This window comes from Streptomyces sp. KR55 (assembly GCF_052245645.1).
Lineage (GTDB): Bacteria > Actinomycetota > Actinomycetes > Streptomycetales > Streptomycetaceae > Streptomyces > Streptomyces flavusporus.
On sequence record NZ_JBQQCE010000598.1, the window covers coordinates 1 to 5,000 of the forward strand.

Genomic DNA, 5,000 nt, shown 5'->3' on the forward strand with positions numbered 1-5,000 from the left:
CCCACCTGATGGCGAGCCTCACCGCCGCCCGGCTGCTGGAGGGCGAGGACTACGCGGTACGGCTGGCCGGTGGTGGCATGCGGGACGTCACCCGGATCGCCGCAGGCGACGCCGCGCTGTGGACGGACATCCTCGCGGCCAACGCCCCGGCCGTCGGCGCGCTGCTCGCCGAACTCACAGCCGACCTGCAGCGAACGGCCGACGCACTGGCCCGACTCACCGATGGGACACCGGAACAGCAGGGCGGTGCCCTGGCGGACCTGACCGACATCCTGCGCCGCGGCTGCGAGGGCCGGGCCCGCATCACGACCGCATACGGCGGCGGAGGAGCGCCCTCTGCCACCTCGCTCTCGGTCTCCATCGGCGGCCCGGACCGCCGCCTGGGGCGGCTGCTCGAGGATGTGAGCGAGGCACGGGTGGATCTGGAGGACATGGCGTTTCCGGATCTGGCGGCGCCGCAAGGCTCGGTCGAGCTCCTGGTCGCCCCTGACGCGGCGCGCCCACTGACCGACGCCCTGCTCGAGCGAGGCTGGGCGGTCCGCCGGCGACCCTCCGCCGTACCCGTTACATCCACCCAGCCATGACGGGGATTGGTTCTCTCTTGTCCTTGAATTCCGACGAGTTCATGAATTCCGACGTGTCCGCGAATCCCGATCCTGACCGTGCCGGCGAACGCTACATGCGGTCGGCGAGCCAGGACACCCTCGACATCCTGACCGACCTCATCGAACAGCAGCGTCCCATCTTCGCGATGCCGTCCTGGTTCGTCACCGAAGACTCCGCCCACGTGGGCTTCCTCCTCAGCGAGTTGATGCGCGAGCTCGGCGGCATGCCTTCCGGTACGGCCTACCGGAGCTTCTTCGCGAACTCCCGTTTCGAGGCCCTGCACGGCGCCGTCAAGCTGCTGCGCCACCGCGCCCTCGCCTCCGTCGGCGCCCACGGCGGCCGGGTGCTCGTCCTCGACCCCGACGGCACGCTCGGCCGGCGCGCCGACCCGCTCGGCCAAGGGCCCGAACGCGCCCTGGTACCGGGCCTCGCCACCTACCCCACCGTCGACACACTGCGCGCCGCCATGTCGACGGGCACGTACTGCGGCCTCGTCGTCCGCGATCCGGAGAACCTCGACCCCGCGGAGCTGACCGGACTCGCCGAGCTCGCCCGCGCCCACGGCGCCCGCATCGCCCTCGACCTCTCCGACGCCGACCCGCTGCGGCCTCGCTCCCCGGCCGTATCGGCCGCCCGGCCCGACATCGTCGTGGTCGGCGAATCGCTGACCGGCTACGAGATCCCGTTCGGTGCATTCATCGGTACCCACGACGTGTTCGCCCCGTGGAGCACGCCCGCGACCGGTTTCCTGCACTCCAACACCTACGGCGGCAACACAGTCGCCATGCGCGCCGTCAAACGACGGCTGGTGCCGCGGTGGGACGTCGAGAGCCCGGTGCACCGGGTGCTGGCCGCGACCGCGACGGACTGGCAGCGCACCCTCGATCTGTACGCACGCCATGTGAACCCGGTGACGGTACGGATGCACCGCAAACTGCGCGGCGCCCTGCACGTCGTACAGGCCAAGGGCTCCCGGCTGACCGTCCAGCTGGACTCCGGCCGCCGGCTGGACCTGGTCGACGGGCTGTGCGGCGCGGGCCTCGGCGTCAACGGCCACAACCCGACCGACGCACTGACCGACGTGGTGCGCCGACACGATCCGGACCGCGACTATGCAGCCGAGCTGCGGCGGGTCCTGGCCGGGGAGACGGGGCTGCCTCACACCTTTCCCGCGGTCAGCGGCGCCTCGGCGGTGGAGAACGCACTGATCCTGGCCCGGCTCGCCCGCCCCGAGCGGCGGCGGATCGTCGTCTTCAAGCACAACTACGGCGGAAAGACACTGGTTTCGCTGCTGGCCACCGCCGCGACGAAGACTCGCGCGCCCTTCGCGCCGCTCTACGAGGACATCGTCTACATCGACCCGTACTCGACGCGCGCGGCCGACGAGTTCCGCGCCGAGATCGACTCGGGCCACATCGGCCTGGTCTGGATCGAACTCGTCCATGGCAGCTCGGATTCGTACGGCCCCGTTCCCGACGCGCTGCTCGACGTCGTGGCCTGCGGCCGTACGGAACACGGCTACCTGATCGGCGTCGACGAGGTGCTCACCTCCTTCTACCGGTGCGGACGACGCTTCGCCCACCAGGGCCGGCTGCCCGTGATCGATGTGATGAGCCTCTCCAAAGCGCTCAGCTACGGCTGCTTCCCCACCGGAGCGGCCCTGGTCTCCGACGCCGTCCATGAGGCGGCCACGAAGACCAATCCCCAGCTGGTGAGCGAACTCCGGCAGCACCACGCCAGCCCGCTCGGCGCACACTTCGCGCTGCAGGCCATCGCCCAGGTCGACGCGCTCCGGCTCGACCGGCGTGTCGCTGCGCTCTCGGAAGTTGTGCGCACCGGAATCGCCGGAATGCGCAAGCACTCACCGAGCGTCGGACGGCGGTTCGCCGAGGGGCTGCTCGGCCGCATCGAGGTGCGCCTGCCCCGCCTCCTGCGCCGAATCATCGAACCCGACGGTGAGTTGATGACCTTCTCGACGATGCTCTGGTGGATCACCAGAGCCAGGGCGTTCATCGTCTACGACGTCTTCCTGCTGCCGTTGATCGCCACGGAGGACGAGATCCGCCAGGTGATGCGCAGCGCCCAGGAACTCTCGCGCAGCAGCACCTACCGGCTGCTCGCTCAAGTGGCCCGATTCCATGCGGAAGAGATGCTCCGCAGCGCCCTGCCGTGGCGCCGGAGCGCCACACACAAGTCCAGCGCCTTGGGGAGCAATTCATGAGCGAACAGAACGTCGATGTGATCCGCCGCTTCTTCCGGCTGTTCGACGAGGGTCGGCTCGAAGACATCGAGGCGATGCTCTCCGACGACTTCGAATGGATCTACCACGGACCCAAGTCCCTTCCGTGGGCGGGGACCTACCGAGGCGTGTCGGGTTTCCGGGAGTTCTTCGGCATCGTCCGGGGACTGATCGAAGTCCAGGAATGCGAGGCGTACGAATACCTCGAATCGAGGGACAGGGTGCTGGTCCTCGGCGTCAGCCGGACCCGGATCCTGGCCAACGACGCCCGGTACGAGGCGCAGTGGATGAATGTCTTCACCGTCCGGGACGGTCTGATCACGCGATACCTGGATCTCTACGACACTGCCAGCGTCGTCGAGGCCTTGAGCGCTCCCCGCGGGTGACGCGCCGATGACGCACACAGCTTCTGTCGACACCCTGGGCGGTGCCTTCCACGAGGCAGTGGCAGCCCGCCCGGACAGCACCGCCCTGACCGCTGGTGACCTCCGGATCAGCTACCGTCGACTGGCCGACTGGGCCGGGGCGGTGGCCGGACGGCTGGCGGGCACGCTCGGACCCGAAGAAGTCGTCGGGATCTGTGCGCCGCGTTCGCCCGGGACCATGGCCACACTGCTCGGCATCGTCCTGGCCGGGGGCGCATATGTGCCGCTGGACCCGCGCTCTCCTGGTGCGCGGCTGCGCACACTCGTCGAGGACAGCGGAGCCCGCGTGGTCTTCGCGGCGACCGATGACGTACCGCGGCTGCGTGCCCTGCTCCCCGAGCACGTCGAGATCCGGTGCATCGACGAGTCTCCACCCGGCGACGCACCCCCCTTCGCCCCGGTGCCACAACAGCCGAACGCGCTCTGCTACGTCATGTACACCTCGGGCAGCACAGGACGGCCCAAAGGCGTACTGGTGGAGCAGGGTTCCGTGCTCGGCCTGGTGCGCGGCACGACGGCCGGGCTCGGCCCCGACGACGTCTTTCTGCAGCTCGCCCCGCTGCATGTCGATCCGTCGGTGTTCGAGATCTGGGGTGCCCTGCTGAACGGCGCGACGCTCGTCCTGCCCGAGCAGCCGGACCCGACCGTCCACGACATCGGCCGCACCGTGAGCCGGCACGGCGTGACGGTACTGCGGCTGGCCGCCCCGCTCTTCCGGCTGGCGGTGGAGCACATCACGCCCCAGCTGCGCGGGTTGCGGCTGCTCATATCGGGCGGTGACCGGGCCCATCCGCGTTCGGTGCGGCAGGCGCTGCGGGCACTGCCCGGCTGCCGGATCGTCAACGGCTACGGACCGACCGAGACGACCGTCTACGCCTGCTGGCAGGTGATGGACGCGTACGACGAGAGCTGGTCCGACGAGGTACCCATCGGCAGGCCGGTCGCGGGGGCGTCGGTGCAGGTTCTCGGGCCCGGCCGGCGGCCGGTGGCGCCGGGGGAAGAGGGCGAACTGTGTGTGGGCGGCGCCGGAGTGGCCCGGGGCTATCTCGGTCGGCCGGAGCTGACGGCCGAGCGCTTCATCCCCGAACCGGGCAGGCCCGACCGCAGGGCGTATCTGACCGGGGACCGGGTGCGGCAGCTGCCGGACGGCAATCTGGCCTTCCTCGGCCGGCTCGACGACCAGATCAAGATCCGCGGTCACCGGGTCGAACCGGGCGAGGTCGAACAGACCCTGCTCGCCCACTCGGCGGTGCGCGAGGCGGTGGCGGTCGCTCAGGGGGACGCCCCGCTCACAAGACTCGTGGCGTTCGTCCGCCCCGCCGCCGGGCGGAGGGTGTCCGAGGCCGAACTGCTCACTCACCTGGCCGAGTCGCTGCCTGCCCACATGGTTCCGGCCGCGGTCACGCCGCTGCGCGCGATTCCGGTGACGGCGAACGGCAAGGCCGACCGGCAGCTGCTGGCACGGAGCGTGCAGACCTCGCAGGTCCCCCACGCAGAGAAGACCGCCTTCGACGCGGACACCACCGGCACGGTGGCGGCCATCTGGCGCGATGTGCTCGGCGGGCCGGCCGGCCCGGACACCGACTTTCTCGCGGCGGGTGGCGACTCGCTCTCCGCCATGGTCGTCCTGGCCCGTCTGGAACGGGCCACCGGCGTCGCACTCTCCGTCGCTGAACTCCTTGAAGCCGCCACCGTCCGGGCGCTCGCCGCCCGCGTCGACGCCCAGAAAC

At 70.5% G+C, this 5,000-nt stretch carries 4 protein-coding genes; all 4 read left to right on the plus strand.

Translation table 11 applies throughout. The annotated features are described in order from the left end of the window. A partial coding sequence (locus tag ACTWQJ_RS46265; protein WP_443312384.1) for a prephenate dehydrogenase dimerization domain-containing protein occupies positions 1-584 on the plus strand: 584 nt, incomplete at its 5' end. Between the two features lie 53 nt (positions 585-637). Then, a complete protein-coding gene (locus ACTWQJ_RS46270) occupies positions 638-2,827 on the plus strand; it encodes an aminotransferase class III-fold pyridoxal phosphate-dependent enzyme (RefSeq protein ID WP_443312385.1) in 2,190 nt (729 codons plus the stop codon). After that, positions 2,824-3,231, plus strand: coding sequence for a nuclear transport factor 2 family protein (locus tag ACTWQJ_RS46275; protein ID WP_443312386.1), 408 nt, complete (start codon positions 2,824-2,826; stop codon positions 3,229-3,231). The genes ACTWQJ_RS46270 and ACTWQJ_RS46275 overlap by 4 nt, the downstream gene beginning before the upstream one ends. A gap of 7 nt (positions 3,232-3,238) precedes the next feature. Next, positions 3,239-5,000 (plus strand): non-ribosomal peptide synthetase (locus ACTWQJ_RS46280; protein WP_443312387.1); only part of this gene is annotated, 1,762 nt, incomplete at its 3' end.